The sequence below is a fragment of the Sphingobacterium faecium genome (genome assembly GCF_003054045.1).
In the GTDB taxonomy this organism is placed as follows: Bacteria; Bacteroidota; Bacteroidia; order Sphingobacteriales; family Sphingobacteriaceae; genus Sphingobacterium; species Sphingobacterium faecium.
Map to the genome: position 1 here is coordinate 285,063 of NZ_QBKH01000004.1, position 23,492 is coordinate 308,554.

Sequence of the window (23,492 nt, forward strand, 5' to 3'; positions counted from 1 at the left end):
AATTAAAAAAATGAGTGAATTTGTAGATAGAAATGATATTAACCAGGCTTTAGAAGTACTCAAGAGTGGCGGTTTGATTCTTTACCCAACAGATACGATCTGGGGTATAGGTTGTGACGCAACAAATCCTGAGGCTGTAGAAAAAGTTTTTCAGTTAAAAGGTAGGGGAAAAGAAAAGAGCCTTATTGTTTTACTACATAATGAAAATCAATTGGCAAGTTACGTGACTGAAATTCCAGAAGTAGCTTACCAATTGATTGAATATACCGAGAAGCCGCTTACGATCGTTTATTCCGCAGCTAAAAACTTAGCGCCTAATGTGATTGCAGAAGATGGTTCAATCGGAATTCGCATTGTAAACCATGATTTTTGTCAACAGCTCTTACAGCGCTTTAGAAAACCATTGGTATCTACATCTGCTAATATCAGCGGACAATCTTCGCCGACATGCTTTGACGACATCGCTGAAGAAATAAAAGAGCAGGTAGACTATGTGGTCAAATATGGTCAACATGTCAAAAGTGATGGTAAGTCTTCAAGCGTAATGAAGTTGGATCCTAGCGGAAAGTTTGAATTTATCCGAAAATAAGGTGAACATGAAAAAATTAATATTATTCGCAACGTTAGCATTTGGCTTTTCATGGAATAGTCAAGCGCAACAAAAAGAAATTACACCTGCTAAAGTTGGTGTACAATATGGCAAAAAGGTTGATAACTCTAATGCGGTTACAGTTGACAAATTGGAAAAATCGTTGGAGACATCAGCTAAATTTACAGGTAAAGTAACTGGCAAAGTTGTTGAAGTTTGCAAAAAAAAGGGCTGTTATTTGACACTTGAGAGAACAGGAGACAAAGAACCTGTGATGGTTCGCTTTACCGACTATAGCTATTTTGTACCCACTGACCTCATCGGAAAAAATGTAGTTCTAGATGGCTACGCAAAAGTCAAAGAAGCGACAAACGAAATCACTTTTGTTGCAGACGGCGTATTGGTGGTAAAATAAACGTACTATAAAAAGACTGAACAGGCTAATTCCAATCGAATTAGCCTGTTTTTATTTGTAGCATTTATTAAATAAGCTTGATACCTTTGTGTACGATGAAAATGATCCATACCACAGCCGCTCAATCGATCAACTTAAAAGGTCAAATAATGACATTTGATCGCCCCATCATCATGGGAATATTAAATGTGACGCCAGACTCTTTTTTTGATGGGGGACAAAATAATACGATAGAACAAATACTTATCCAGACCAGAAAGTTACTTGAAGAAGGCGCTGACATCATCGACATTGGGGCTTATTCTTCACGACCTGGAGCAGCATTGATCAGTTCTCAAGAAGAGCTGGATCGAGCACTACCCGCTATCGCTGCCCTAGTCAGTACCTTTCCAGATGCCATACTATCTATAGATACTTTCCGAGCAGATGTGGCCGAGGCCTGTATACATGCTGGTGTACATCTCATAAACGATGTATCTGGAGGCACTATAGATCCTCTTATGTTCGAAACCGTAGCGAAATTGCAGGTCCCGTATATTTTGATGCATATGCGCGGCATCCCTGAAAATATGCAACAATTAACCGCATATCAGGATATCGTCACTGATGTCGCTACCTATTTTGGACAAAAAATTGCAGCTTTACGAAAACTCGGGGTGAAAGACATCATCCTTGACCCTGGCTATGGTTTCGCAAAAACAATAGAACAAAATTATGAACTGCTACATCGCGTCGATGAGCTCCATTATTTTGGCCTTCCATTACTAGGGGGAATCTCCCGAAAATCTATGATCTATAAAAAATTGGGAATAACTCCACAAGAAGCCCTAAATGGAACAACAGCCCTCCATACTTTACTCCTCAGCAAAGGCGTACAGTTGTTGCGTGTGCATGATGTTAAAGAGGCTAAACAGATCGTAGATCTATTGTTTAGTTAACCTTTTTTATACATAAAAGGCTTGAATAATCAAGCCTTTTATTATTTATACAATTTAATATCAATATATTACAACACTTCCATCAGCTTTTCAAAAGCCATTCCTCGGGATGCTTTCAACAGGATAGTTGCACCCGAGATGGGATGGATGGATAGGCTCGATTTCACATCATCGGTCGTTTCAAAAAACTCCGCATCGCCATCTTTGTGTTCATAAAATGCTTTGCCGACGAAAATCAAGCGTGCTCCTACAATTGTTTTGGCAAGATCTACCACTTTTTGATGTTCAAAAGAAGATTCATCTCCAAGCTCAAACATATCACCCAAGATAATGACTTTCTGCTCAGCTTCGATGATGCCCATATTAGCCAATGCGGCCTCCATACTCGTTGCATTTGCATTATAATAATCACAGATCACGGTATTGCGGTCTGTCTTTGTTATCTGAGAACGATTATTAGTAGGTGTATATTCCGAAATGGCTGCGTTGATAAGCCCAAGAGGAACATCAAAATAATGTCCCAGTGCTATCGCTGCTAAGAAATTTTCTGTATTGTAAGAACCCGTTAATTGGGTATCTGCTTGAAAGACTTCTTCCGATTGTTGAAGATGCCATTCAATTTGCAATAATGGATTTGCCTTGATCAAATGGCCAATGATCGCATTAGACTCGGAAAAACCATATGTTACCACTTCATTGATATGTCGTTGTGCGGCCATTTCTTTCAAAAAAGAATTATCCCCCTGCAGAAACAATGTTCCCTGATGATCTTGTAGCCAATCATACAGTTCTCCTTTTGTTTTCTTCACCCCCTCGAAAGAACCAAATCCTTCCAAGTGCGCTTTACCTACATTAGAGATCAGCCCATGAGTAGGTGCTGCAATCTGGCATAAAAAATCAATTTCACCAAGATGATTTGCCCCCATTTCGATGATAGCGATTTCGATTGTCTGATCAATCGCCAACAAGGTCAAAGGAACGCCTATATGGTTATTCAAATTTCCTTTAGTCGCATAGGTGTTATAGGTTTTGGACAGGACAGCATTCAACAACTCTTTCGTAGTGGTCTTACCATTGGTACCTGTGACACCAATAAAAGGAATCTTAAATTGTTGGCGATGATAATGTGCCAAAGCCTGTAAGGTTTCTAAAACATCATCAACGAGTATAAATCGATCATCTTTTTTGTATTGGGCCTCATCAATAATCACATAGCGAGCACCAGAAACCAGCGCATGTTCTGCAAATTCATTTCCATTAAAATTGGCTCCTTTTAAAGCAAAAAAGAGTGAATCGGGTAAGATATGACGTGTATCCGTTGATACAGTAGGATATTGTTTGAATATGTTGTACAGTGCTTGCAGTTCCATTGTAAAAACTTTTATGTGATTGCATTTATAAGAGCAATCATAAAACAAACTTAGATAAATTTGCTTTTATACCCAATTATAATCTTACTAAAGATAACAAGTACTTAGGTCCCCTTCCGAGGAGCTACATAACAGATTATAGATTTTTAGTTAGAAATGAAATGATTTTATCGATCATGGGTTCAAACCATGGATTAAAAAACCAAAAGGTATGCGGAGAGTCTTTAAATGTAAAAACCTCTGTATAGATCCCTAAATCATGCATCTTGCGTATCATATCATCTCTCCCTGCGTGAAAACGGGGTATGGAGCTATTCAAAAATAATGTCTTTGCCGTGAAGGCATTGACTTGATACAAAGGTGAGGCTTTTTCCCATTGTGTAGGCTCCTGATCATATGTTCCTCCTAGCCAAAATGAAGCCATCTCCCCTTCTTCAGATTCTGGATGATTAAAAGCGACAATCCCGTCAATGTTGACAACTGCCTGAACAGATGCTCCTTTATTTGCAGCTGTATTTGTCCCCAACAAACTGGCTAGCTGTCCACCAGACGAAGTACCGATCACCGCAATTCGAGCCGTATCGATCGGCAATTGCTTCTGGCTTTTAGCCCATAAGACGGCATCCATTAAATCTGTATATGCAGCTGGAAATTTAGCTTCTAACGAAAGCCTATATTCCACAGTCAATACCAAAAATTGATGCGCTAAGGCATTTGCCATCGTTGCCATCATTTCTTTATTGCCAGAACGCCATCCCCCTCCATGTATTAAAATGAGACAAGGATAACGGATGTCAAAATTTTTCGGAAGGTAGGCATCCAAGGATAATATCCTATCATCTGTTTTTTTATATGGGATTTGACGAATAGTCAAAACTGTAGTGTCTACTTTTTCTGCCAAAGTAATATGAGGTCTTCTCTTACTTTCCTTAGCAAAAGTACCGTGTACTGTAAAAGAAGTATCAACCTTCCTGATCTCCTGCGCATGGACCAGAAAACACAAACTATTAAAAATAAGGAGTAAAAAACTACCTTTCATGATTTTGAAATTTTTATTGCTTATCCGTTTCAACGGTAAAAAAGCTGATTAAAGACATCATTCTATGGATCAATTCAATTGCTATTTTCTGTTGGTTTCCAATCTGTAAATATCGATGAAAGACTGGGTTGCTTATAGTTATTATTTAGGATCTGCTTAGACCAAGGAACACGTTTGGACAACTGTTTAAACCCCTCTCCTCTGCAGTTAATTTCTAAAAAAACCGCTGTTTTATATTTATCCGGAAACATGGTATCTCCATTCCATGGATCCCAACCTTCAGCGACTATATGTGAGCCCAAGTTGCAGGCATAGAACAGCACTTTAGCATTAGAGCGCCATGGTCTCCCCAAATAAACCTGATTTACTTGTTCATTTTTTGCACGCAGATCACAATTTAAAAATACAAATCCATAAGGGTGATCCTGTGAGTTTGAAGGTGCGGTGATATAAGAGTTCTTTAAACTTTCAATCGTACATTTAGAAAAGACAGCTGTGGCTGCTCCAAATATAAAATCTGTGCTTCCGGAAATAAAACATTGGTCGATAAAATTTCTTGATCCTGCTCGCGCCAAATAAAAAGTATCTTGCCAACCTAGGATATTACAATTACGAATGTGCGTACGATCAGCATCAATATGCAGTGCCACAGCTTGCCCCTTTTCTCCAGCAGTATTCTGTATCGTCAGATTTTCAATGACACAGTCATTGCCTGCTACAAGAACCGTGTAGGAGGTATAAGTATTAAAAGGAGTTAGAAACTCATTTTGTACATTTCTTTTACCTGAATAATCGTCATTTGTAATGATGGTCGAATCTCTATCTTCCCCTACTATATGTATAAAATGTTTCCATGAGGGTATATTCAGCTTTTCATGATAAATCCCTTTGTGTACGAATATCGTAACTGGAGACTCGTAAAAATCCCGCACCGCATGGACCGCTTCTTGAATTGTTGGATATCCCTCTCCGTGCTGCCCTACGATGAGCATTTTCTTCTGTTGGGCACAACAAAAGATTACTAAAAAAAAGCAAAAGATACTGATAAGAAGTCTTTTCATATTTATCCAACATCACATAAAAAAAGTAAGCCTATACCTATGGCAAAGGAAGCACTGGTTACAACAAGTTTACTGCTAATCGGACGCAATCACAAATCCTGATTATGCAATCGTTCCCGAAAACGTTTGCATATTTTATGATAGGTGAAATCTCTTGATTCGTCTTTTTATTCCTTATTTTAGAGATATACCAATACCAGTAACCCGATCTCATGATGTCAAAACGTATCATTTTTATTTTACTGATTACATTGCAATTGATACCTGTGTCCTATGCTCAAGAATATGATTACATCGTATCCAAAGAAGGGAATGGCGATTTTAGTACAGTGCAAGAAGCAATAAATGCCACACCTGACTTTAGAAAAAAAGCTACCCGCATATTAATAAAAAAGGGCATCTATAAAGAAAAGATCATTATTGCGGGCTCCAAGCAACTTATTCAACTGATTGGCGAACCAAACCAACAAGTTGTCCTTACCTATGATGATTTCGCTCAGAAGAAAAACAGCTTTGGCGAAGAAATGGGCACTTCAGGTTCATCAAGCATATCGATCTGCGGTGATGGTTTCTATGCTCAAAATATCACCTTTGAAAACTCTTCTGGACCCGTAGGACAAGCGGTAGCCGCATGGATAGCTGCCGATAAAGCTATTTTTCAAAATTGCATTTTCTTGGGTTTCCAAGATACGCTGTATACTTATGGCAAGGGTGCTCGACAGTTGTATGTAAACTGTCATATCGAAGGCACAGTCGACTTTATCTTTGGCTCGTCTACGGTATGGTTTGAAAAATGCATTCTGCTTTGCAAGAATAGCGGTTATATCACCGCAGCATCAACGCCTATAGACGTTAAAAACGGATATCTATTCCATAAGTGTCAGATCATCGGAGACCGATCTACAGGAAAATTTTATTTAGGACGGCCGTGGCGTCCCCATGCTAAAGTTATTTTTCAACACACGACATTGCCAAACTTTATTGATGAAGGCGGGTGGGACAACTGGCGCAATATTGAAAATGAAAAAACAGCATACTTTGCCGAATATGGAAATAAGGGACCTGGTAGCCAAGTGGAGAAACGCGTGCACTGGAGTCACCAGTTAACAGATTCCGAAGCGGCAAAATATCAGATCAATACTTATTTTGATGACTGGGATCCCAGCGATATCATCAAAAACCCATGATTTACCGGTAACGATTGCATAGATTTCACTTCGATTTCATCGACAAAGATCGTACACTTGTGTTACATACAACCCAATTATAAACTTTAAGACTTCCTAATTATGAGGACTTCCCGTAATTATTTCAGTAGCATCAAAAAAGGTATCCTAGCAGTTATAGTACTGTCTGGTTCTTCTGTCTTTGCTCAAGCACCTCAACCTCCGGTTGTTCAAACAGTATCATTCCGCTCCGACACGATCAATATCGTCAATCACGGGGCAAAAGGAGATGGCCATTTTTTAAATACAACTGCTATTAATAAGGCGATTGAACAGAGTAGTCTTCAAGGTGGTGGTGTTGTGCTAATTCCATCAGGACTTTGGCTGACAGGTCCTATTATCTTAAAAAGTAATGTCAATCTTCATTTAAAAAGAGATGCAATCCTATTCTTTACGGATGATTTTGATCAATATAAATTGATAGCAGCAAATTGGGAAGGACAACCTGCTTGGCGCAATCAGAGTCCAATCTCCGGAACTGATCTAACTAATATTGCGATTACGGGTTCGGGCGTTATCGATGGCAATGGTGATGCATGGAGAATGGTCAAGAAAAGTAAACTCACAGATTCGCAATGGAAAAATCTTGTTAATTCGGGCGGCGTTGTAGACAAATCAAGTCAGATCTGGTATCCTTCTGAAAAATCATTGGCCGGATCTAAAGATAAAAAAGCGGGTGTCATGACTGCTGGGACATCTTCCTCCGATTATGAACATATAAAAGATTTTCTACGTCCCAATCTATTGGTGTTGACTAATTGCAAAAAAGTGCTCCTAGAGGGTGTCACCATACAAAATTCTCCAGCATGGAATCTGCACCCCTTGTTGTGCGAAGACTTGACATTGCGCCGTCTATTGGTCCGCAATCCATGGTATGGACAGAATGGAGATGGTGTTGATATTGAGTCATGTAAAAATGTACTGATCGAAGATTGCACTTTTGATGTAGGCGATGATGGTATCTGTATCAAATCGGGACGTGACAAATCGGGAAGGGAGCGAGGAAAACCTACGGAAAATGTATTAATCCGCAATAATGTGGTTTACCATGCCCACGGTGGATTTGTGATCGGCAGTGAGATGAGTGGCGGTGCCAAAAACATCTGGGTTCAAGACTGCAGCTTTATTGGTACGGATATCGGCTTAAGATTTAAAACAAAAAGAGGAAGAGGGGGTACCGTTGAAAATATTTTTATCGAGAATATCAATATGATCGATATACCTGGAGAGGCTATTCTATTTGACATGTACTATGAAGCGGTTGATCCTGTTCCTATGGCTGGAGAAAAACGAGAAAAAGTTAAAGCTGAAAAAATACCTGTCACCGAGGAAACGCCTCAATTCAAAAATTTTCATATTAAAAATGTATTTGTCAATGGGGCTGAAAAAGGAATATTTTTCAGAGGTCTCCCTGAAATGAATATCCAAGATATAACGATCGAAAATGTAACGATACAGGCAAAAAAAGGTATTGATATCATCGAAGCTTCTAACATAAAACTTAAGGATATCATTATTTTTTCAAAAGAAACTGCACCGGTAGTTCATATTGAAAATGCACAAAATATTGTTTTTGAAAACTTAAAATATCAGGAAGAAGCTAGCCTACTGTTTGATCTGTATGGAGAAAATTCAAAAAATATCCAAGTCATCAAAACGGATGTAAACAAGGTCAAAACAATTAGCAAGATGGAGTCTGGATTATCAAAATCTGTATTGAAAATCAAAAAATAACCTGTGATGAAACAAATAGTTGCTTTTATATTACTTGTCTGTAGTCTATATACACATGGCTTTGGTCAAATACCTTTATCTGAAAAAATGACGCAAACTGCCATTGAAAAACTATTTAAGGATAGTGTTTTTGTGAATAATTCCAAAGGACCAAAATGGACTTACGATATGGGTGTGGTGCTTGAAGGGGTTGCTGAAACATGGAAAAATACGGGAAATAGCTCTTACTTTAGTTATATCGAATCTTGGATGGATAAGTTTGTCGGACAAGATGGGACCATTAAAAATTATTCGGCGAAAGACTTTAATATTGATCATATCAAAAATGGACGTACACTGCTCTTATTTTACAAAGTCACAAAAAAAGAAAAATACTTAAAAGCTTGCCATACACTTTACAAACAGCTATTAAATCACCCTAGAACTAAAGAAGGTGGCTATTGGCATAAAAAAATCTATCCAAATCAAATGTGGTTGGATGGACTGTACATGGCTCAACCTTTCCGAGCAGAATATGCTGCGCTCATGAATCTGACAGATGAGTACAACGATATTGCCAATCAGTTCTTTTGGATGGAAAAGAATGCCAAAGATCAGAAGACTGGACTACTCTATCATGGCTGGGATGAGTCTAGAGAAGAAAAATGGGCAGATGCCAAGACGGGACAATCACCCAATTTTTGGGCAAGAGGGATGGGTTGGTATGTGATGGGATTAGTAGATGTACTTGATAATTTCCCTCTTGAAAATGTCAATCGTCAACCTTTGGTTGATCTCCTGAATAGGACGTTAAAGACCATCGTAAAATATCAAGACCAAAAAACAGGTGTCTGGTTTGATGTGATGGATCGCGGAGATATCAAGGAAAATTATGTTGAAGCATCTGCTTCAAGCATGTTTGTATATGCTTTAGCAAAAAGTATCCGCTTGGGATATTTGTCTAAAGGATATGCTAAAAATACTCAAAAAGCATATGAAGGACTTCTCAAAGAATTTATATCAACTTCACCAAATGGACAGATCAATCTCAATCATGTGGTTGAAGTATCAGGATTAGGAGGAAAGAAAAAATATAGAGATGGAAGTTTTGAGTATTATATGAGTGAACCTGTTGTAAGCAACGACCCGAAGGGCGTAGGTCCATTTATACTCGCTGCTTCGGAAATGGAAATCTTTCAAGAACAGCCTAAAGGAAAGCAATTGACCGTCACATTGGATAATTATTTCAATAACGAATACAAAGCTGATCCAACAGGTAAATTAAAACCTTATCATTATTTATGGGATGGCGAAGACAACAATGGTTTTTCGTTTTGGGGGAGAATTTTCAACAGAAAGCATATCCAGACCAACACACTCAAAACAGCTCCTAACTTGAGCAATCTGCGCCAATCAAATATCTATATTATCGTTGATCCTGATACCGAAAAGGAAACCGAACAACCCCACATGATGACTGAGCAATCTGCTTCTGAGATCGCTAATTGGGTGAAAAAAGGAGGCGTACTTGTATTACTACTCAACGACGTTGGCAATTGCGAAATAAAAGAATTCAATACGTTAGCCACAAAATTTGGAATTACTTTTAACGAGGACAGTAAGAATCAGGTGAAAAATAATAATTATGAAGAGGGTGCTGTATATATTCCAAAAGGAACGGGTATTTTTCATGATGTAAACAAAATATATGTCAAGGAAATTTCTACTTTATCTCTAAAATCTCCTGCAAAAGAACTTGTCAGGCATCATGATGACATTATTATTGCCACAGCTTCATTTGGAAAAGGAACTGTTTTCGCTATCGGCGATCCGTGGTTATATAACGAATATGTGGATGGTCGAAAATTGCCTAAAGATTTTCAAAACTTCCAAGCGGCAGAAGAATTAACAACGTGGTTGATCTCAAAAATTAAAAACTAATGGCTATGCGATATTTATTTTTAATACCACTGATATCATGGCTATTTTTCAACCTGATCTGTTTTGCTCAGCCTAATGGGATCAAAGATCCTATGGCGGAAAAGATGCTGATTTATCAATTAAAAAATGGGGGGTGGCCTAAGCAACTAAAAGATAAAAGTGTGGTTAATTATGACTTGGAGATCAGCAAATCACTTTTAACGAAGATAAAAAGTACGACTATCGAATCGGCCACATTAGACAATAAATCGACCTCACGGGAGATAACGACTTTAATCAAAGCCTACAAAAAAACAAAAAACATAACGTATTTACAGGCGGCAGAAAGAGGTATTGATTACTTATTGGAGGCACAGTATAGCAATGGAGGCTTTCCTCAATACTATCCAAACACTTCTCTCTATAGAAGCCAAATCACCTTCAATGATGATGCGATGATCAATGCATTACAAATACTACATGATATCGCAACGTCCAACAATGACTTTGAACTGGTTGATAGAGCCTATATCCCAAAGGCACAGTCTGCAGTAGAAAGAGGCATTGCTATCATCCTACAACTACAAGTAAAACAAGACAGCCTGCTCACGATTTGGTCTGCACAATATGACCCCGAATCACTTTTACCTGCTCAGGCTAGAAGTTTTGAACCCGCAGCATTGAGTACCAGTGAATCTGTTGGTATAGTTCGATTTTTAATGGCACAAAAAAATCCATCTCCAGCTATTGTAACGGCAATCAATGCTGCCGTTAAATGGTTTGAACAACATCAGATCTCAGGTTATCGATTTGACCATGACATTGACCCTACAACAAAAAAATCCACACGTCATTTGATCGCAGATACATCTGCAACTGTTTGGGCAAGATTTTATGATCTTGAGTCAAATAAACCCATTTACGGTGATCGAGGAAATTTGATCACATCCAATTTTGAAGATTTATCAGAAGAAAGAAAAAATGGCTATGCCTGGTTTGGAAACTGGCCGGAGAAACTTCTCCAAAAAGAATATGCCAAATGGCTCAAAAAAAATAATGTAGTGCATCCAAATTAATTATTAAACACGGAATAAAAAATGATTTTAAATCGCCAAAATCTACAGGAAATTACCAATACCGAAGTCCTGAAACCAATGGATTCAGTTTTTGATCTTCCAGAGAAAATTATACAATTTGGTACTGGTGTATTACTGAGAGGCCTTCCTGACTTCTATATCGACAAGGCAAATCGAGAAGGGGTTTTTAATGGCCGCATTGTTATTGTAAAATCGACAGATCAAGGAGATACTGTTGCTTTTGAACAGCAGGACAACCTCTATACCACCTGCGTAAGGGGTATTGAAAATGAAGAAACTGTCAATCAGCAGATTGTCAACGCTTCTATCAGTCGTGTTTTAACTGCGACAAATGATTGGGATCAAATCCTAGAAGCAGCGATCAGCCCTGCTATTAAAATTATCATATCCAATACCACGGAAGCCGGTATCACATCGAGCAGTGAAGATATTTCTGTTGGAGTGCCGACTTCATTTCCAGGGAAATTATTGGCGATATTATTTGCAAGATTTCAAGAGTGCAAAGGTGATCAGGATGGCGGATTTATTATTCTACCTACGGAATTAATCAGTAATAATGCAGATCAGCTAAAGGAATATGTGCTTCAATTAGCCGCTATCAATCATATGAATCAACTTTTTATTCAGTGGATAAAAACGGCAAATTCGTTCTGCAACACACTTGTTGACCGCATTGTTCCTGGAAAGCTGGCATCTGAAGATTATAAAGAAACAACCTCAAAATTAGGATACGAGGACGAGCTCATGATCATGGTCGAGCCCTTTAACTTGTGGGCTATTGAATCTTCTGATCCTCAAGTTATTCAAGAGCTTTCCTTCGCTCAAGTCAATAAAGGAGTAGCGATTGCTCCTGCTATTCAAAAATTTAAAGAACTTAAACTGCGCTTATTAAATGGAACACATACCCTGTCCTGTGCAATCGCGCTGTTAATGGGCTTTGATACCGTTAAAAAAGCAATGGAGAATGATGATTTTCTGGCGTATGTATCCAATTTAATGGAAACAGAGATCGGTCCTACAATTTTGGACAATACCATTACAAATGAAGATGTACAGATTTTTTCAAAATCCGTGATTGACAGATTCCGAAATCCATTTTTGGACCATCAATGGAAAGCCATTTCATTGAATTATACCTCCAAAATTAAACTAAGGGTACTGGGTCTATTGAACAGGTGGTATCAATTGCATCAGCATGCACCTGAACATATCGCCTTAGGTATTGCGGCATATATAATCCTCATGGATACCAAAGAAATCAATGGCGCTTTTCAAACGCAACATACCGCCTCCAATTTCAATATTCAGGATGAATATGCGTCTTCATTGTACCAACACTGGATGAAGGGATATCCTCACATCAGCGATGTATTAAAGTCGACTGCAATATGGGAACAAGACCTATCTGATTTTCCAGGATTTGCTACTGCTGTAGTAAACTATATTCAAGAAATCAGCAATATAGGAATACAGGCGGTCTTAAAAAATAGGAGCAAGTAAGATATGAAAACTAAGTTTTTACAGATCCACCCGTTAGATAATGTGCTGGTCGCACTGCAAGATCTGAAGAAGGGAGAAAGGATCTCATTTAATGGGTCGGATATTACCTTAACTGCTGATATTCCCGCAAAACATAAATTCTTCATGGATGATATGCATGCCGGTGATGATATCTTGATGTATGGAGTATTGGTCGGTAAATCTCAATATGCGATCGCCAAAGGAAGTCGTATGGATACCGACAATACAAAACACGCAGTAGATAACTATTGTTTTCGTCCCTATGATTATCAGTGGACAGCTCCTCATATCGATTCTTTTAAAGGCAAAACATTTAATGGTTATGTACGATCAGATGGACGTGTGGGTACGGCAAATCATTGGTTATTCATTCCTCTCGTGTTTTGTGAGAATAGAAATCTTGATATTATTAAGGAAGCCTTGTACAATGAACTGGGTTATAATGTTTCTGAAAAATATAAATCATTTACAAGGGCATTGGTGCATGCGCACAAAAATGGACGACCATTAAAGCAGGACGATATGGATGAATTCGTCCATTTTTCTCCAGCCTCAGAACGCGTTTTTAAAAATATTGATGGCATTAAATTTTTAAATCACCAAGGAGGATGCGGTGGCACACGTCAAGATGCGGCCATATTAAGTAAGCTATTGGGCGCTTATGCCGATCATCCGAATGTATGCGGTATCACCATTCTCAGTTTAGGATGTCAAAATCTTCAAATAAATGATTTTTTAATCGATCTAAAGGATCGAAATCCAGACTTCGATAAGCCTATTTTTATTTTCGAGCAGCAACAGTCCAAGAGTGAAGAATCTCTGATCAAAGAAGCTATCACCGCTACATTTGAAGGTTTAGTTCAAGCAAATGAAATCGAAAGGCAGCCCGCTCCATTAAGTAAATTGGTTTTAGGTGTAAAATGTGGCGGAAGCGATGGGTTCAGTGGTATTTCAGCCAATCCTGCTGTGGGATACACTTCCGATTTACTAGTGGCTTTGGGTGGAACTGTTCTTTTAGCGGAGTTTCCAGAATTGTGCGGAGCCGAACAAAGCTTAATTGATCGTACTAAAGACGAGCATGCCGCTAAAAAATTCATCTCCCTGATGCAAGCTTATAGCGCTTCTGCAGAACAGGCTGGATCGGGCTTCCATATGAATCCATCACCAGGCAATATTAAAGATGGCCTGATCACCGATGCCATAAAAAGTAATGGAGCGGCAAAGAAAGGTGGCAACTCCCCTATTGTAGATGTGCTGGACTATACCGAATCTTATTCAAAACCTGGACTTAATTTGGTCTGTACACCGGGCAATGATGTCGAAGCCACGACAGGAAAAACAGCATCAGGCGCAACATTGATTTTATTTACAACAGGTCTAGGTACTCCAACAGGGAATCCCATCTGCCCTGTCATCAAAGTAGCAACCAATACAAAACTTGCAACGCAAATGGCAGACATCATCGATATTAATACAGGACCGATTATCGATGGTGAAAAGACCATTGAAGAAATGGGTGAAGATATACTACATTATTGTATCCAAGCGGCAAGTGGTGCGATTATACCCAAAGCTGTCTTACTCAATCAAGATGATTTTATTCCTTGGAAACGAGGAGTGAGTTTATAAATCCATATAATTCCATTTGATATGAAATCTTTTTTAGACGAAAACTTTTTATTAACAACAAAAACAGCGCAAGATCTATATCATCGCTTTGCGAAACATAAACCCATTATTGATTACCATAATCACCTTATACCGCAGCAAATCGTGGAAAATAAATCTTTTGATAATATCACGCAGCTCTGGTTATATGGCGATCATTATAAATGGAGAGCTATGCGTACCAATGGTGTAGATGAAAAGTATATCACAGGAGATGCGACGGATGAGGAAAAATTTATCAAATGGGCAGAGACTGTACCTTATACCTTGAGAAATCCACTTTATCATTGGACACATCTCGAATTGAAAAGATATTTTGGTATTGAAGAAATACTGTCTGGTAAAAATGCAAAAGCTGTCTATCACCGTATTTCCGAACAACTGCAATCACCAGAATTTAATGTCCGTGGTCTGCTCAAAAAGATGAACGTGGAAGTGGTATGTACAACAGATGATCCGACCGATAGCTTAAATTATCATCAACAATTTGCTTCTGAAAAAGAAACATTTAAGATGCTACCTGCATTTAGACCTGATAAGGCGATGAATTGCGACCGTGTGGATGAGCTTAATCAATATATAGATCAATTGCAAGAGCGTACAGATATTGATATCAGTTCATTCCAAGATTATTGTAAGGCAATTCAATCGCGTCATGATTTTTTTGCAGCCAATGGCTGTTCCATATCAGATCATGGCATCAACCAGATCTATGCCGAAGACTATACGGAACAAGAGATCATCCAAATATTTGCCAAAATCAGAAATAAACAGGATCTCAGTCTGCAAGAAAATTTAAAATTCAAATCTGCCATGCTCATCTACTTTGCCGAGCTGGATCATGAAAAAAATTGGGTTCAGCAATACCATCTTGGGGCATTACGTAACAACAATAGTCGTATGTTAGCTGTACTCGGACCAGACACAGGATGGGACTCTATTGGAGATTTCAATCAGGCAAATGCTCTTTCAAAGTTTATGAATAAGTTAGATCGTACAGATCAACTTGCCAAAACGATTATTTATAATCTCAACCCTGCAGATAATGAATTGATAGCCTCCATGATCGGAAATTTTAATGATGGATCGATTGCAGGAAAAATACAATTTGGTTCTGCCTGGTGGTTTTTAGATCAAAAAGATGGTATGACCAAACAATTGAATGCTTTGTCCAATATGGGACTTCTTAGCAGGTTGGTCGGCATGCTGACAGATTCAAGAAGCTTTCTTTCATTCCCTAGGCATGAATATTTTAGACGCATACTTTGCAATCTATTTGGAGAAGATGTAGAAAATGGAGAATTGCCCAATGATCAGGAATGGATAGGCAAAATCATTGAAGACATCTGCTATAACAATGCCAAAGCATACTTCAGATTTTAGATACGATGGACAAAAAGAGCCGCTCCACATTCAGATCATCACTGAAAACGTTTGCGTAAATATAAGCAGTTCTTTTTGTTCAATTTTATTATAAGCCTTAACTTTAGAATATCGAATCATTTATCAACCTAAGGGACAAGGATTAACTTGTCCATAGCTATTGATATATTCTTTTTGAAAGGAATGCTAACAAACTTACATTTCTTTATATCAACCATATAAAGAAAAAAGTACCCTAAAAATATGAACAATAATAAACCAACAAAGTATCGCTGGAGCGTCTGTGCCCTCCTATTTTTTGCCACTACTATCAATTATTTAGATCGACAGGTCCTCTCTTTAACTTGGAAAGATTTCATCAGTCCAGAGTTTCACTGGACAAATAGTGATTACGGGACAATCACAGCTCTATTCTCTATTTTTTATGCGGTGAGCATGCTTTTTGCGGGTCGCTTTGTCGATTGGATGGACACCAAAAAAGGATTTCTGTGGGCAATAGGTATTTGGTCTATCGGTGCTATCCTACATGCTTTTTGTGGTATCGCAACAGCGGGGCAACTGACAGGTAATTGGTTCTTAAATTTTGAGGAGTCCAAAGAAGTGATAGGGACGATCAATGATGTGGGCTTGGTGATCAGTACAAGTGTCACCTTATTTATTTTTGCTCGTTTTGTATTGGCCATTGGCGAAGCTGGTAATTTTCCTGCAGCCATTAAGGCAACCGCAGAATATTTTCCAAAAAAAGACCGTGCATTAGCAACCAGTATTTTCAATGCCGGTGCCACCATAGGAGCATTAGTAGCTCCAATCACTATTCCTACAATTGCGAAATACTACGGTTGGGAAATGTCGTTTATTATTATCGGTGCTCTAGGCTTTGTCTGGATGGGATTTTGGATATTTATGTACAAAAAACCTGAAGAACATCCTCAGGTTAATGAAAGTGAATTGATCTATATCCTTCAAGATTCGGCACATCATACAGAAGAGCAAAAGTTAAATGAAAAAACAAAAGTCTCTTTCATAGATTGTTTTAAGCATAAACAAACGTGGGCATTTGCCTTTGGAAAATTTATGACTGATGGTGTTTGGTGGTTTTTCCTATTCTGGATGCCCGCTTATCTCAGTGCTGTATATGATATCAAATCTTCCGATACTCAAGGACAGTTGGCCATTTTTGTCCTATATATGATTACCTTATTCTCCATTTACGGTGGATATCTACCCACTCTTTTTGTTGAAAAGAAAGGTATGAATCCCTACGAAGGCAGAATGCGAGCTATGCTGATCTTTGCATTTATTCCTTTAATTGTTTTATTTGCTCAACCCCTAGGCTACGTATCTTATTGGATTCCTGTTATTTTTATCGGTATTGCTGGTGCAGCCCATCAATCTTGGTCTGCCAATATCTTCTCGACCGTGGGCGATATGTTTCCAAAGAAAGCAATTGCAACAGTGACGGGCATCGGTGGTCTAGCAGGTGGACTTGGTGCATTTATTATCAACAAAATATCCGGTGTTCTATTTGATTATGCCAAAGAAACTCAAATGAAATTTATGGGATTCAATGGCGAGGCAGCAGGGTATTTTATCATTTTTTCATTTTGTGCTGTTGCTTATTTAATTGCATGGGTAGTGATGAAAGCTTTGGTTCCTAAAATGAAAATCGTAGATTTATAATTATAATATATTTCAACAACCTAATCCATAATTAAACTAAACTCTAAAATGAACTTAGAATTAGAAAGTATTTTCTATGAGGAGAGTAACATCCCTCCCGAATTTACGCTCGAACAACAAGTCGATCAACGCGAGTTCCTTTCTGATGGGAAGATGATTCCTTGGGAAGGACAAATCAATGAAGTTTTTTCACCCATATGTGTCAAGACCAAGGACGGTCTTCAACGAAAGCGTATCGGCAGTTTCCCGGTATGTACCGAGAAAGAATCCATGGCGGCATTAGATGCTGCTGTCCATGCTTTTGATAATGGCCGCGGAGAATGGCCTACAATGAGTGTGGCTGATCGCATTATCTGTGTTGAGAATTTCACAAAAAAAATGATCGAGAAAAAAGACATTGTTGTCAAATTGATCATGTGGGAAATCGGAAAATCATATACGGATTCCATTAAGGAATTTGATCGTACCGTAGAATATATCTATGCCACGATAGATGCTTTAAAAGATATTGACAGACAGTCTTCACGATTTGAAATCGAACAAGGTATTATTGCTCAGATCAGACGCTCACCGCTCGGTGTAGTACTTTGTATGGGGCCCTTTAACTATCCTTTGAACGAGACCTTTACCACGCTTATACCGGCATTGATCATGGGGAATACCCTATTATTTAAACCACCTAAGCATGGTACATTATTACACTACCCTTTGTTAGAAGCATTCAGAACTAGTTTTCCAAAAGGCGTGGTCAATACGATCTATGGTAGAGGGAATAATATAGTGCCGAGCTTGATGCAGTCTGGAAAAATTAACGTGTTAACATTAATTGGTTCTAGCAAAGTCGCAGATGAATTAAAAAAACTGCATCCTAAAGTAAATCGCCTTCGCGCCATTTTAGGTTTAGATGCCAAGAATGCTGCGATTATCACAAAAGATGCTGATCTTAACTTAGCTGTATCGGAGACGGTATTGGGATCACTTTCTTTCAATGGTCAACGCTGTACAGCCATAAAAATAGTATATGTGCACCGTAGTATTGCACAAGAATTCTTGAAACGCTTAACAGCAGAAGTGGAGAAATTGAAGTTTGGTATGCCTTGGGAAAAAGGAGTTTCGCTAACACCATTACCTGAATTAAACAAACCAGCATACTTAACGGAATGTATCGAAGATGCAATTGCACATGGAGCAAAGGTCATTAATCCAAATGGTGGACAAGTTGCAGAGTCATTTGTATATCCTGCGATCATGTATCCGGTAAATGCCAATATGAAGCTTTATAGAGAAGAGCAGTTTGGTCCAGTGATTCCTGTTGTACCATTTGATGACTTAGAAGAACCGATTGAATATTTAATTGAATCTTCCCATGGTCAGCAAGTCAGTATTTTCAGTAATAATGCTGCGGTGATCTCTTCCTTAATCGATCCATTGGTCAACCAGGTAAGTCGTGTAAATATCAATTGTCAATGCCAAAGAGGTCCTGATAATTTTCCATTTACAGGTCGTAAGGACAGTGCCGAAGGTACTTTATCGGTCGTGGATGCATTACGTGCATTCTCCATCCGCTCCCTTGTAGCAGCCAAATTTACGGACGACAACAAAAAGATGCTTAATGAAATTGTAAGCTCCAACAGTTCCAATTTCTTAAGTACCAAATACATTTTCTAAATAAAAAAGGGGCTATGCCCCTTTTTTATTTCATCTTTTGCGCTAATGTTAGCGATTGCTCTTTGATCCCTTCTACGACCAATTGGGCAATTACAAGCGCTCCGCGCTCATTCAAGTGCGTATCATCAATGTTTCCGTTAGGATAATTGGGATGATGGTGAGGCACATGTAAAAACAAGTTTTTAGAAGACTCTTCTCCATACTCCATCAATAATTTACGCGTCTTTTTTTCCATATCAATCATAGGAACTCCTAATGTACGCGCAACACTCCTTACTCTATCTGGATATTGACCATGCGTATCGACTAATTGATCATCCTCAAATTGCCTTCTGACTATAGATGTCAATAAAATGGGATTCGCTTTCTTTGCCCTTACCTCCTTCACATATTGAATAAGATTCTGTTCATATTCCTGCAAGCTTGTACCCACTGTGGGCCGGTCCACTTTTTGATCATTATGACCAAATTGGATCAAAACATAATCTCCTGCTCGCAAATCATTCAGGACCTGCGGCCAGCTCGTATGTCCTAATGAATCATTGGGCTTACGGAATGATTTTGTGCTCCTACCATTAATGGCTAAATTAATGACTTCCACATCTGCATTAAAAAACTGTTTAAAAGGTGTTCCCCATCCCGTTTCAGGAAAGACATTTGCTTTTTTATCCGCAGCGGTAGAATCACCTATGATATACACCCTCGTTTTGTCGAGAGAAAAAGAAGATGCGAGCGCTGTTAAAATCAATAACAAAAATATCTTGTTCATATCATATTTTATGATGGTGACTAAAAATAGCCTGCCTATTTATACTAGACAGGCTATAAACCAACCAAAACTCAACTATTTAATCCACCTCATATCTCCAATACCATTCTCTTTTAGTGTGCTATTCGAAATCGTAAAGTCTCCATTTGAAACATCCTTAAATTCGGGGTTTAGGTTAGTCCCCGAATTATCAACCTTCACGTTACTAGATGCAGTCGATGTAAAGTTCGCCGCATTATGGTAATTGTTATTAGCTACTGTTTTTAAATTGGTAACAGATTGGTTGGTCAATATCCCCTCTGTACCAGCGATCATGTTTTTTGTAAAAGTGATTTCATTTTTGGTTGCTCGCACATAGAATAACCTTTTCGTATTTAAATTAACCACATTATAAAATGTATTGTTTGAAACTTTCAGGATAACATTTTCACTTGGAAAATTGGTAGAGCCATCCGCATCCATACGAAAGAAATCTCTTGCAGCAACACAGTTGTAAACGGTATTGTTAACGAATGTCAAACCTTTGACCAAGCCTTTTCTAATATCAATAAAATCACCGCCAGCTCCTTCGATATTGTGATAAATGCCATTCTCAAACAGTACCCCATTAATCAGTGATTTTTCAGCAACATTAAGTAAGCTATTTTTATAATTTCGAATCACAACATCTTGTACATGAAGATCTCCATATGTTCCATGGTCAAACTGTTTATAAATAAATGTAGAAGCCACTTCTTTTTTACCATCCAGAACCAGATCTTTTATGGAAAGTGCTGCCCCATCGCTAAGCATAAATCCTGCATTAATCAAAACGGGCTTATTGACCGATTCAATTCCTTTGATACTGATCACTTTACTAATGAGTAAATCTGTACTTAACAGATATTCTCCAGATTTTAAGGCAAATGTTTCACCACCCACGGCATTCTTAATTGCTGATTCCAATTCAGCGGCTGTCGTGATTAAAATCGCACCGCCCAAATCAATTGCCGTAGTAAAGCTTACTGTCCCACGTACTTTTGATTCATTCATCAGGGTGGCAACATAATTGGTTTCACCAATTAGACCACTTACTGTTGCCTGGCCTTTGGCGATTTCGTCAGCTGTCACTTGATGAATGATATTCCCTGGTGAAAGTACTATTGTTGTAGCCTTCTCGCCTGCAGTCCATTCCAAAACGGCAGCATTTGATTCGATTTTGGATAAGTCTATCGTCTTAAAGATTTGTTCTGTACTCGTTTTAAACGTAGCTGAACTCCACTTTGAATCCTTGATATCTGCTCCTACTGCCTTCACCCGTACAGCATAATCGGTATCCCCAGAAAGTCCTGTAATGGTATAGGGTACTTGATCAAAAAGGATATCAGAAACCACACGCTCTGGCTCTCCAGAAAAACTTTCATCTTTGGAAGCATATACTTCTACGGTATAGGAGGTTGCTTTTGATACCGCTTTCCAAGTCAATCTCACTCCTGTTTGGTTGACAACACGTGTTTCTAATGATGTTGGAGAAAATACACGTTCTACCTCTAAAGTCGTTATTTCTTCAAACCGGTCATCCTTACAACCACTCACTCCCAATGAAATAATAAGGATACAAGGATATATGAAGTTGTTAAACTTGATCATAATTTATTGTTTTCATTTAAATAATTATTGAAAATTAAACCCATTATTATTCAGCTTGCCATTACTTCCGTCCAAAAACACTTGCCAAATAGGCCAAAACTGCTGTTGATTAGGATCTCTTAAAAACAAGCCATCCCAATATTTGACCGCATCAGATGCGGCATTCAATGTCCAAGCTTTACTGGATTCATATGTGCTTCCGATTTCATCCGTATCACCTTTCTTCAGTCCATAGATTTCTACCGTCTCTTGATCTGCTGCAGTTCTAAAGTAAATTTTGGACAATAAGCCTTCATATTTTCCTGTTCGCGCTTCCAGCTGCTGTAATTTAATTTTGGATGCATTCAGCTTCTCACTCAATAAATTCCATCGAATGAGATCCGATTTACGTAACATTTCACCAACAAACTCCAATGCTCGTTCGTCGACTATAGCATTAAAAAATAAGGTTTTGCTTTGTGTAATTTGGTTCATGTATTGATCCACTTTTGCGGTGTTATTGGCAAAAGCACGAGCCCTTACTTGTTTAAAATAAGGAGCTGCTGCTTGTGGACCATCCAATTCATTAATCGCCTCAGCCGCCATTAATAAAACATCGGCATAACGCATATACATCCAGTTCAAACCGTCATCATTGGTCGAAGTAACCACGCGACTCATCCATTCATAGCGATATTTACCAAAGTACCATTTGTTTAGACTGGTCGGTACTTGCTTGCCTCCAGTCCATTCATACGGAACACAAGAAACATCTCTGCGCAAATCACCCTCCTCATAATCATAATACATCGTTGGATTAGGTCCATTAGTACCACCTTTGTTTTGTCCGGTGTACTTATCCACTGTCGTATGCTTGACTCCCAGATCAAAGATCACACGACCTCTACCTTCACTAAATGGAATCTCCCACATGGACTCCAGCCCGGCAGCTCCAGACTCACGACATAAGGTTTTGAATACCTCTTCAAAACCCAGCAAACGTTGTGTACCACTATTGATAATATCTAGACACTCTTGTTTAGCAATTGCATAGGTTTTCGCTACAGCTAAATCTGGATCATTGCTTCTTCTAATTGTTCCATCAGAACGTTGAGAAAATCCGCCAGCTGCCAAAGCTAGACGAGCACGAAGCCCTTTTGCAAAAGCTTTATTTACGCGTTCCACAGAAGAAGTCGTAGAGGTTGCATTTGCCCAAGGCAATAACTCAGCTGCCTCCTCCAAATCTTGTAACAACTGTTTATAAATCACATCGCGATCACTTTTCTCGATATAGGTGGTTTCACTTGTTAAAGGTTCGAAGCGAGCAGGGACATCTCCCCATCCTTTTAATAAATCGTTGTAAAGAACTGCTCTCAAAGTCAATACCTCTCCTAAGATTTGCGCCAATTCAGGATTATTGGCTACATTTCCATACGTACGTAGACCACGAATCGCCATATTTGCACGCTCTATCCCTTCATAAAATTTTGCCCAAGCGTTATTATCCGTGTTCATCTGCCCATTATTCACATTGGTATTATAATTGGATAGTCGCGATTTATCATCAGCAATTGTTCTTAACGCATTGTTTACTTCTGTATCTGTATTGACACCATAGAACACCAGATACCGACCCCTGTAGGAGTTTGTCTCACCAAAAGACTGTATAATCCCAGCTATAGCACCAGAGGCTAAACTTGGAGTAGAAAAAATAATCGATTCATCTAATGAAGATTTGGTAGGGGCATCCAACACCTTACTGCACGAAGCGGATAAACTAGCAGCCACAAGTAAGATTGAAATTTTACTATATATTCTTTTCATCTT

General features: G+C 38.6%; 18 protein-coding genes. 12 read left to right on the forward strand and 6 right to left on the reverse strand.

All coding sequences use genetic code 11. From position 1 onward, the window contains the following. Window positions 1-10: 10 nt before the first annotated feature. The 3 genes from C8N37_RS12930 to folP all read left to right on the forward strand — a co-directional run bounded on the left by C8N37_RS12930 (window position 11) and on the right by folP (window position 1,942). Window positions 11-589, forward strand: a complete 579-nt coding sequence (locus C8N37_RS12930) for an L-threonylcarbamoyladenylate synthase (protein ID WP_094771912.1) — start codon at window positions 11-13, stop codon at window positions 587-589. A 7-nt stretch (window positions 590-596) separates the two neighbouring features. Next, the gene (locus C8N37_RS12935) at window positions 597-1,004 is read left to right on the forward strand and encodes a DUF4920 domain-containing protein (protein ID WP_108159275.1); all 408 of its coding nucleotides are present in this window, start codon (window positions 597-599) and stop codon (window positions 1,002-1,004) included. Between the two features lie 95 nt (window positions 1,005-1,099). Next, the gene (gene folP, locus C8N37_RS12940) at window positions 1,100-1,942 is read left to right on the forward strand and encodes a dihydropteroate synthase (protein WP_108159276.1); all 843 of its coding nucleotides are present in this window, start codon (window positions 1,100-1,102) and stop codon (window positions 1,940-1,942) included. Between the two features lie 68 nt (window positions 1,943-2,010). Here the strand turns inward: folP and C8N37_RS12945 are convergent, their stop codons facing one another. The 3 genes from C8N37_RS12945 to C8N37_RS12955 form a co-directional block, all read right to left on the reverse strand. After that, window positions 2,011-3,312 carry a UDP-N-acetylmuramoyl-tripeptide--D-alanyl-D-alanine ligase gene (locus tag C8N37_RS12945; RefSeq protein ID WP_108159277.1) on the reverse strand — a complete coding sequence of 434 codons (1,302 nt, stop codon included), beginning with the start codon at window positions 3,310-3,312 and terminating at the stop codon, window positions 2,011-2,013. Between the two features lie 136 nt (window positions 3,313-3,448). After that, window positions 3,449-4,351 carry an alpha/beta hydrolase gene (locus C8N37_RS12950; RefSeq protein WP_108159278.1) on the reverse strand — a complete coding sequence of 301 codons (903 nt, stop codon included), beginning with the start codon at window positions 4,349-4,351 and terminating at the stop codon, window positions 3,449-3,451. Between the two features lie 74 nt (window positions 4,352-4,425). After that, complete coding sequence (locus C8N37_RS12955; protein ID WP_108159279.1) at window positions 4,426-5,412, reverse strand: pectinesterase family protein; 987 nt, start codon at window positions 5,410-5,412, stop codon at window positions 4,426-4,428. A 212-nt stretch (window positions 5,413-5,624) separates the two neighbouring features. Here C8N37_RS12955 and C8N37_RS12960 point away from each other — a divergent pair, with 212 nt between their 5' ends. From C8N37_RS12960 to C8N37_RS13000, 9 genes are all read left to right on the forward strand, one after another. Continuing rightward, window positions 5,625-6,599 carry a pectinesterase family protein gene (locus C8N37_RS12960; protein WP_244914420.1) on the forward strand — a complete coding sequence of 325 codons (975 nt, stop codon included), beginning with the start codon at window positions 5,625-5,627 and terminating at the stop codon, window positions 6,597-6,599. A 102-nt stretch (window positions 6,600-6,701) separates the two neighbouring features. Continuing rightward, a complete protein-coding gene (locus tag C8N37_RS12965) occupies window positions 6,702-8,372 on the forward strand; it encodes a glycoside hydrolase family 28 protein (protein ID WP_108159281.1) in 1,671 nt (556 codons plus the stop codon). 6 nt (window positions 8,373-8,378) lie between these two features. Then, window positions 8,379-10,292 carry a glycoside hydrolase family 88/105 protein gene (locus C8N37_RS12970; RefSeq protein ID WP_108159282.1) on the forward strand — a complete coding sequence of 638 codons (1,914 nt, stop codon included), beginning with the start codon at window positions 8,379-8,381 and terminating at the stop codon, window positions 10,290-10,292. 5 nt (window positions 10,293-10,297) lie between these two features. Continuing rightward, window positions 10,298-11,347, forward strand: a complete 1,050-nt coding sequence (gene pelA / locus C8N37_RS12975; RefSeq protein ID WP_244914421.1) for a pectate lyase — start codon at window positions 10,298-10,300, stop codon at window positions 11,345-11,347. A 21-nt stretch (window positions 11,348-11,368) separates the two neighbouring features. Continuing rightward, window positions 11,369-12,868 (forward strand): tagaturonate reductase, encoded by a 1,500-nt coding sequence (locus tag C8N37_RS12980; RefSeq protein WP_108159283.1) that lies wholly within the window; start codon window positions 11,369-11,371, stop codon window positions 12,866-12,868. Window positions 12,869-12,871: 3 nt separating this feature from the next. Next, a complete protein-coding gene (locus C8N37_RS12985; RefSeq protein WP_108159284.1) occupies window positions 12,872-14,518 on the forward strand; it encodes a UxaA family hydrolase in 1,647 nt (548 codons plus the stop codon). Window positions 14,519-14,539: 21 nt separating this feature from the next. Beyond that, on the forward strand, window positions 14,540-15,940 hold the full coding sequence (gene uxaC / locus C8N37_RS12990; RefSeq protein ID WP_108159285.1) for a glucuronate isomerase: 1,401 nt from the start codon (window positions 14,540-14,542) through the stop codon (window positions 15,938-15,940). A 243-nt stretch (window positions 15,941-16,183) separates the two neighbouring features. Continuing rightward, the gene (locus C8N37_RS12995; protein WP_108159286.1) at window positions 16,184-17,620 is read left to right on the forward strand and encodes an MFS transporter; all 1,437 of its coding nucleotides are present in this window, start codon (window positions 16,184-16,186) and stop codon (window positions 17,618-17,620) included. Between the two features lie 48 nt (window positions 17,621-17,668). Continuing rightward, entirely contained in the window at window positions 17,669-19,288 is a 1,620-nt protein-coding gene (locus C8N37_RS13000; RefSeq protein ID WP_108159287.1) for an NADP-dependent glyceraldehyde-3-phosphate dehydrogenase, read from the forward strand. A 25-nt stretch (window positions 19,289-19,313) separates the two neighbouring features. Here the strand turns inward: C8N37_RS13000 and C8N37_RS13005 are convergent, their stop codons facing one another. The 3 genes from C8N37_RS13005 to C8N37_RS13015 form a co-directional block, all read right to left on the reverse strand. Then, entirely contained in the window at window positions 19,314-20,057 is a 744-nt protein-coding gene (locus tag C8N37_RS13005; RefSeq protein ID WP_244914422.1) for a rhamnogalacturonan acetylesterase, read from the reverse strand. 75 nt (window positions 20,058-20,132) lie between these two features. Then, a complete protein-coding gene (locus tag C8N37_RS13010; RefSeq protein ID WP_108159289.1) occupies window positions 20,133-21,686 on the reverse strand; it encodes a DUF4957 domain-containing protein in 1,554 nt (517 codons plus the stop codon). A 24-nt stretch (window positions 21,687-21,710) separates the two neighbouring features. Then, complete coding sequence (locus tag C8N37_RS13015) at window positions 21,711-23,489, reverse strand: RagB/SusD family nutrient uptake outer membrane protein (RefSeq protein ID WP_108159290.1); 1,779 nt, start codon at window positions 23,487-23,489, stop codon at window positions 21,711-21,713. Window positions 23,490-23,492: the final 3 nt, after the last annotated feature.

Excerpts from the sequence above, each read along its gene's own strand:
- C8N37_RS13005 (WP_244914422.1), bottom strand. The coding sequence starts at position 20,057 with ATGAACAAGATATTTTTGTTATTGATTTTAACAGCGCTCGCATCTTCT.
- C8N37_RS12985 (WP_108159284.1), top strand. The coding sequence starts at position 12,872 with ATGAAAACTAAGTTTTTACAGATCCACCCGTTAGATAATGTGCTGGTC.
- uxaC (WP_108159285.1), top strand. The coding sequence starts at position 14,540 with ATGAAATCTTTTTTAGACGAAAACTTTTTATTAACAACAAAAACAGCG.
- C8N37_RS12965 (WP_108159281.1), top strand. The coding sequence starts at position 6,702 with ATGAGGACTTCCCGTAATTATTTCAGTAGCATCAAAAAAGGTATCCTA.
- C8N37_RS13015 (WP_108159290.1), bottom strand. The coding sequence starts at position 23,489 with ATGAAAAGAATATATAGTAAAATTTCAATCTTACTTGTGGCTGCTAGT.
- C8N37_RS12995 (WP_108159286.1), top strand. The coding sequence starts at position 16,184 with ATGAACAATAATAAACCAACAAAGTATCGCTGGAGCGTCTGTGCCCTC.
- C8N37_RS12950 (WP_108159278.1), bottom strand. The coding sequence starts at position 4,351 with ATGAAAGGTAGTTTTTTACTCCTTATTTTTAATAGTTTGTGTTTTCTG.
- C8N37_RS12960 (WP_244914420.1), top strand. The coding sequence starts at position 5,625 with ATGATGTCAAAACGTATCATTTTTATTTTACTGATTACATTGCAATTG.
- C8N37_RS12935 (WP_108159275.1), top strand. The coding sequence starts at position 597 with ATGAAAAAATTAATATTATTCGCAACGTTAGCATTTGGCTTTTCATGG.
- pelA (WP_244914421.1), top strand. The coding sequence starts at position 10,298 with ATGCGATATTTATTTTTAATACCACTGATATCATGGCTATTTTTCAAC.
- C8N37_RS12930 (WP_094771912.1), top strand. The coding sequence starts at position 11 with ATGAGTGAATTTGTAGATAGAAATGATATTAACCAGGCTTTAGAAGTA.
- C8N37_RS12945 (WP_108159277.1), bottom strand. The coding sequence starts at position 3,312 with ATGGAACTGCAAGCACTGTACAACATATTCAAACAATATCCTACTGTA.
- C8N37_RS12970 (WP_108159282.1), top strand. The coding sequence starts at position 8,379 with ATGAAACAAATAGTTGCTTTTATATTACTTGTCTGTAGTCTATATACA.
- C8N37_RS13010 (WP_108159289.1), bottom strand. The coding sequence starts at position 21,686 with ATGATCAAGTTTAACAACTTCATATATCCTTGTATCCTTATTATTTCA.
- folP (WP_108159276.1), top strand. The coding sequence starts at position 1,100 with ATGAAAATGATCCATACCACAGCCGCTCAATCGATCAACTTAAAAGGT.
- C8N37_RS12955 (WP_108159279.1), bottom strand. The coding sequence starts at position 5,412 with ATGAAAAGACTTCTTATCAGTATCTTTTGCTTTTTTTTAGTAATCTTT.
- C8N37_RS13000 (WP_108159287.1), top strand. The coding sequence starts at position 17,669 with ATGAACTTAGAATTAGAAAGTATTTTCTATGAGGAGAGTAACATCCCT.
- C8N37_RS12980 (WP_108159283.1), top strand. The coding sequence starts at position 11,369 with ATGATTTTAAATCGCCAAAATCTACAGGAAATTACCAATACCGAAGTC.